Source organism: Streptomyces sp. P5F9, from assembly GCF_057961495.1.
In genome coordinates, this window is record NZ_JBXVPZ010000566.1 from 1 (window position 1) to 5689 (window position 5689).

Below are 5689 nucleotides of genomic sequence, written 5' to 3' on the forward strand. Positions count from 1 at the left end.
GTCTGGCGGGGGTGCGCGGTGACCGGTGCTGCCGGTGCTGCCTGTGGGCTCACGGTGATCGGCGTCCCCTGGGCTCAGCAACTCCCCGTGCAGTGCCCGAAGTTCGGGTCCCGGGTCGGAGCCCAGCCGGTCCGCGAGGAGTTGTCGTACGTCCTCGTAGGCGGCCAGTGCTTCCGCCGTGCGGCCGGCCGCGCGCAGGGCTCGTAGGCGCAGGTACTGGAGGGGTTCGTCGAGCGGGTGGGTGTCGCACAAGGCGGTCAGTTCGGGCAGGGCCGAGTCCGCGCCGTCGAGGGCCAGGGCCGCGGTGAGGCGGACTCGGCGGGCGTCCAGGTGGCGGGTCTCCCAGCGGGCCGCTTCCGCCGTGCGGTCGGGGAGGTCGGCCAGGGCCGGGCCGTTCCACAGGGCCAGCGCGTCGTCCAGGACCTCGGACGCCTTCGCGGGGTTGCCGTCGGCCAGCGCCCGCAACCCCTCCCCCGTCAGCCGCTCGAAACGGTGCAGGTCGATGTCGTCGGGGGCGGCGGCGAGCCGGTAGCCGCTCTCCGCCGAGGTGATCGCGTCGGCGCCGAGCGCCCGGCGCAGCCTGCCCACCAGCGCCTGTAGCGCGCCGGTCGCGTCGGCGGGCGTGTCCACGCCCCACACCTCGTCCACCAGGAGGCTCGCGGGTACGGCCTTGCCGGGCCGCAGGGCGAGCACGGTGAGCAGGGCGCGCAGCCGCGCCCCGCCGACCGGGACGGGGGTGCCGTCGGGGCGGAGTGCCTGAGTGGTGCCGAGAATGCGATAGCGCACGGGGTCATTCTCGCTTGCCAGACGGCCCTGGAGGCCTACCCCTCCCACACAGTCGGGATCCCAGGGATGATTTCTGAAACTCTAAGTAACTTAGATACAAAACAAATATCCTTCCTTCCATGGGCAGATCTCTCAGAGCACTCATCACCGTCCGGCTGACCGTCCAGACCGAGTCCACGACCAGCCCGGAACGGCAGATCGAAGACTGCATGTCCTTCTGCGAGCTGCGCGGTTGGGAGGTCGTCGGTACTGCCAGAGACCTGTCTGTCTCCGCCACCGCAGTGCCGCCGTGGAAGCGTCCGGAACTGTCCCGATGGCTCGACGACCGTGCTCCCGAATTCGACGTCATCGTATTTTGGCGACTCGATCGATTCGTTCGCCGAGTCAGCGACCTGCACCAGATGATCGAGTGGGCCGAGAAGTATGGGAAAAAGGGGTTGGCGTCCGCTACAGAGCCGTTCGACCTTACGAGCCCGACCGGGAAGGCGACAGCTACGCTGATTGCCACGTTCGCCCAGATGGAAGCCCAGGCCGCCGCCGAGCGGGTCGCCTCATCACGCGCGCACCTGCTCACGTCCACACGATGGGGCGGCAGCTCGCCACCCTTCGGATATCGCACCTATGCGAAGGACGGTGCCCGCTACCTGGAGGTCAACCCGCAAACCGCGGACGTCGTCCGGGAAGCCGCTCGGCGCGTTGTCGATGGCGAGCCGATCAACGCCATCTGCCGGGACTTCGAAGAACGAGGAGTTCCGGCCCCCGCGGATACGTACCAACGCAACAAGACCGGCAAGGACTTCGTCTGGTATCCCCGTACGTTGAAGGGAATCCTCACCTCCCCCACCCTGTTGGGCTGGAAGACGCGCAGCGAGGATGTTCCCGGTAGGAAATACAAGAGGCGCGTCCTGGTCCACGATCAGGACGGCCATCCCGTCCGGGTTGCCGAGGGGGTACTGGAGCGGGAGGTGTTCGACCGCCTTCAGGACACCTTGGCCGGCTCCGCCTCTCCGATCAGCCGGCGTTCCGCGACCCCCAGGACACCCCTCCTGAACGTGATCAAGTGCGGCGGGTGCGGCAAGAACCTACAGCTTCACACGACGAGGAAACGACGTAAGGACGGGACGTACCGGGTGAGCGAGAAGATCCGCTGTCTTTCGAGGGTCGGCTCCCCTGCATGCCCCGGCTACGTGTTCTCCCCCGACGAGGAGATCGTCACTCCCGTCCTGCGCATGCTGGTCGAGGCAATCGGGGATGTGGAAGTCACTCGCCGCGTATACGTCCAGCGAGCCGGAGGCAGTTCGAGTCATCCGTCTCACGATGTCGACAAGGATCACTGGCAGTTCGTGCCGCTGGGGACAACCTACGCCGAGCGCTGGCAGAACATGCCGGTTGACGAGATCGGTGCGGATCTGATCCACGCCGGGATCACGGTCAGGTGCCATCCGCGCGAACGTGGCAGCCACAGTCTGGAGATCCCGGACGGCTTCCAGGAACGGCTTGCAAAGTTCATCAGGTAACAGGCAGCCTCGCGAGACGTTGTCCCCGTTCGCCCATCACAGTCGACGCTCTTGTCACGTCGGCCGCCACGTATCAGGAGCCCCGCCCATGACGACCACCTCGCGTACGAGCGGACAGCGAATCAGCCCTGTCTTTCTCGGGATCACCGCTGTCACGGCAGTCACCGGATGGGCGGTGTGGACGGGATTCGCATCGACCCCAGGACTTGCCGTATTCCTCTTCGTCACCTCGGCCTGGATCGTCTCCCTGTGTCTGCACGAGTACGCGCACGCGCGGACGGCGCTGCACGGGGGCGACTTCACCGTCCGGGACAAGGGGTACCTGAGCCTCAATCCCCTCGCCTACACGCACGCGCTGCTCAGCATCGTGCTCCCCGTGATCTTCGTCATCATGGGCGGCATCGGTCTGCCCGGTGGCGCGGTGTTCATCGAGCGCAACCGGATCCAGGGCCGGTGGAAGCACAGCCTGATCTCGGCGGCGGGTCCGCTGACGAACGTGCTGTTCGCGGCCGTCTGCACCGCGCCGTTCTGGCTGCACTCGCTCGACGGGGTGCCGCGGGACTTCCGGTTCGCGCTGGCGTTCCTCGCGCTGCTCCAAGTCACGGCCGCGCTGCTGAACTTCCTGCCGGTGCCCGGCCTGGACGGCTACGGCGTGATCGAGCCCTGGCTGTCGTACAACATCAAGCGGCAGGTGGAGCCGTTCGCGCCGTTCGGCCTGCTGTTCGTGTTCGCGCTGCTGTGGGTGCCGTCGATCAACACGTACTTCTTCGATGTGATCGACGCGATCCTGCGCGGGCTGGGCATCAGCGACTTCGAGACCTACTGCGGACAGAACCTCTACCGCTTCTGGCAGGGCGGCAACGAGTTCTGCTCGATCAGCGGGTGACCGAGCGGCCGCGCTTCAGGTAGTACCAGCACATGTTGGACGAGAGGCCCGCGATCAGCACCCACACGATCCCGAGCAGGCTGCCCTGTACGAAGGAGACGACCGCCGCGGCCACGGCGAGCAGGCAGACGACGAGGGCGTAGAGGGCGAGGCGGGGCATGGGGTCGGCTCCTGTCGGCAGATCACGCAGAACGTAGGCAGAACACAGGGGGACGCTGAGGGCTGGTTGCCACCAGTGTCCCCCACCCGCTCAGACGTCCGTGACGCGCAGTCCCGCGTGTGCCTTGTAGCGGCGGTTGACGGAGATCAGGTTCGCGACCAGGGACTCCACCTGGTGCGCGTTGCGCAGCCGGCCGGCGAAGACACCGCGCATGCCGGGGATACGGCCGGCCAGCGCCTGCACGATCTCGACGTCGGCGCGCTCCTCGCCCAGCACCATCACGTCCGTGTCGATCTCGGCGATCTCCGTGTCCATGAGCAGCACCGCCGACAGGTGGTGGAAGGCGGCGGCGACCCGCGAGCCGGGCAGCAGGGCGGCGGCCTGTTCGGCGGCGCTGCCCTCCTCCGGCTTCAGCGCGTAGGCGCCCTTCTTGTCGAAGCCGAGCGGGTTGACGCAGTCGACGACGAGCTTGCCGGCCAGTTCCTCGCGCAGCGACTCCAGGGTCTTGCCGTGGCCGTCCCAGGGCACGGCGACGATCACGACGTCGCTGCGGCGCGCGGTCTCGGCGTTGTCGGCGCCCTCGACCCCGTGGCCGAGTTCGTCGGCGGCGGCCTGCGCGCGGTCGGCGGCGCGGGAGCCGATGATCACCTTCTGGCCGGCCTTGGCGAGCCGGTAGGCGAGGCCCTTGCCCTGCGGCCCGGTCCCGCCGAGCACGCCGACGACCAGTCCGGAGACGTCGGGGAGGTCCCACGGGTCCTTGGCGGGGGCCTTCGCGGGGGCGGTCCCGGAGGCCGTCGCGGGGGTCTGTGCAGCACTGTCGGTAGAGGTCATGGGCCGACTTTACGTCCGCCTCCACACCCGTATCGGCTCAGGTGAGGTCCGTCACGGGGACCCGCCGGAACGTGATCGTCTCGTACGGCCCGAAGTCGCCGGTCTCGTAGAGGAGTCCGACCGTGTCGTCGTCGACGCGTACGAGGTCGGAGTAGGCGGCGGGCAGTCCGTCGACCGTGTGCACGGGGCGCCAGGTGGTGCCGGCGTCGGTGGAGGCGCGCAGGGTCATCAGGGCGCGGGCGGCCGGGTCGCCGGGGCCGGAGTACAACAGCACGTCGGGGTCGCGGAGTTGGAGGACGCTGGCCTCGCAGATCGGGGCGGTGAGGCCGGCCTGCGGGCGGAAGGGCCGCACGAGGGTCCTGCCGCCGTCCGCCGAGTACGCGTCGGCGCGGTGACCGGGGGCCGCCGCGTCGTTGCGGGTGTTGAAGTAGACGCGCCCGTCGGGGAGTTCGGCGGCGGTGGTCTCGTTGCAGTTGACGTAGCCGTCCGGGTTCTCGTCGACGTAACCGATCGACCAGGTCTCTCCCTTGTCGTCGCTGAGCAGACAGTGGCCGCTGTTGTACTTCGCCTCATTGCCCACGTCGGTGCCGGTGGGCGGGATCGTGTGGTTGGCGGCGACGACCACACGGCCGGTGCTCAGCTGGATCGCGTGCCCCGGCGTGGTGGCGTACCAGCGCCACTCGGGCTTCTTCACCTGCGCGGTGATCTCCTTCGAACTCGACCAGGTGACACCGTCGTCGTCGCTGTAGCGCACCCAGATCCGCCGCCCGTCGGCCGCCGGCACCTGGCCGCGCAGGATGGCGTCCTCGGTGGCGGTGGCCGTCGCGCGGACGTACACGAGCAGGATGCGGCCGGTGTCGAGGACGACGGGGGCCGGATTGCCCGCGAGGTGGGGGCCGTTGGTGGCGGCGGCGGTGAGCGGGCCCCAGGTGCGGCCGCCGTCCGTGGAGCGCCGTAGGACGATCTCGATGTGGCCGTGGTCGCTCGCGGAGTCGACCCGGCCCTCGCAGAACGCCAGGACGGTACCGGCGGAACTCACCACGACCGCCGGGATCCGGTAGCTCGCGTAGCCTCCCTGGCCTGCGACGAAGGGGACGGTTACTTCTGTCATGAGTTGACTCCTTGTGTGGCCTATGAGCCCGCACCATCCCCAAGTTGGGCGAATTCGTGGTGAACTCCACGTCACGAACGGCCGGTTGGGGCAGGATGCGCGGACATGGATGCCGTACGGGTCGCACTGTTGCGTGAAGTGCTCGCCGGGACCGAGTGGTTGGGGGCGACGCGACGGTTCGCGGGGGTGTTGCGCGGGTCGGTGGTGTCGCACGGGGGTGGGCTGCTGCTGGTGGGCACGCCCGCGTACGAGCCGTGGCATCTCGCGGCGCACCTCGTCGACGAGGCGGCCTGGTCGGGTACGCCGGAGCTGGCACCGACTCTCGTACGGCATGACGCGCGCCCCTCGGATCCGGCGCACCTGGCCGTCGGGCTCGGCCGGATCGAGGCGGCCCGGCG

Annotated in this window: 6 protein-coding genes and 1 pseudogene; 3 read left to right on the top strand and 4 right to left on the bottom strand. The window is 68.9% G+C overall.

Translation table 11 applies throughout. The annotated features are described in order from the left end of the window. Window positions 1-786 (bottom strand): AfsR/SARP family transcriptional regulator (locus tag AC31A1_RS45655; protein WP_489658971.1); only part of this gene is annotated, 786 nt, incomplete at its 3' end. A gap of 119 nt (window positions 787-905) precedes the next feature. Between AC31A1_RS45655 and AC31A1_RS45660 the strand changes: the two genes are divergently transcribed. Both AC31A1_RS45660 and AC31A1_RS45665 read left to right on the top strand, forming a co-directional pair. Further along, a complete protein-coding gene (locus AC31A1_RS45660; protein ID WP_489658972.1) occupies window positions 906-2303 on the top strand; it encodes a recombinase family protein in 1398 nt (465 codons plus the stop codon). A gap of 88 nt (window positions 2304-2391) precedes the next feature. Then, complete coding sequence (locus AC31A1_RS45665; protein WP_489658973.1) at window positions 2392-3189, top strand: site-2 protease family protein; 798 nt, start codon at window positions 2392-2394, stop codon at window positions 3187-3189. On the opposite strand, the gene AC31A1_RS45670 is transcribed toward AC31A1_RS45665, so the two are convergent. From AC31A1_RS45670 to AC31A1_RS45680, 3 genes are all read right to left on the bottom strand, one after another. Continuing rightward, window positions 3179-3349 (bottom strand): hypothetical protein, encoded by a 171-nt coding sequence (locus AC31A1_RS45670; protein WP_327404561.1) that lies wholly within the window; start codon window positions 3347-3349, stop codon window positions 3179-3181. The genes AC31A1_RS45665 and AC31A1_RS45670 overlap by 11 nt on opposite strands. A 90-nt stretch (window positions 3350-3439) precedes the next feature. After that, entirely contained in the window at window positions 3440-4180 is a 741-nt protein-coding gene (gene npdG, locus AC31A1_RS45675) for an NADPH-dependent F420 reductase (RefSeq protein WP_403602172.1), read from the bottom strand. 37 nt (window positions 4181-4217) lie between these two features. Further along, the gene (locus tag AC31A1_RS45680) at window positions 4218-5291 is read right to left on the bottom strand and encodes a sialidase family protein (protein WP_489658974.1); all 1074 of its coding nucleotides are present in this window, start codon (window positions 5289-5291) and stop codon (window positions 4218-4220) included. 105 nt (window positions 5292-5396) lie between these two features. Here AC31A1_RS45680 and AC31A1_RS45685 point away from each other — a divergent pair. Further along, a pseudogene (locus tag AC31A1_RS45685) lies at window positions 5397-5689 on the top strand (hypothetical protein); the annotation flags it as partial.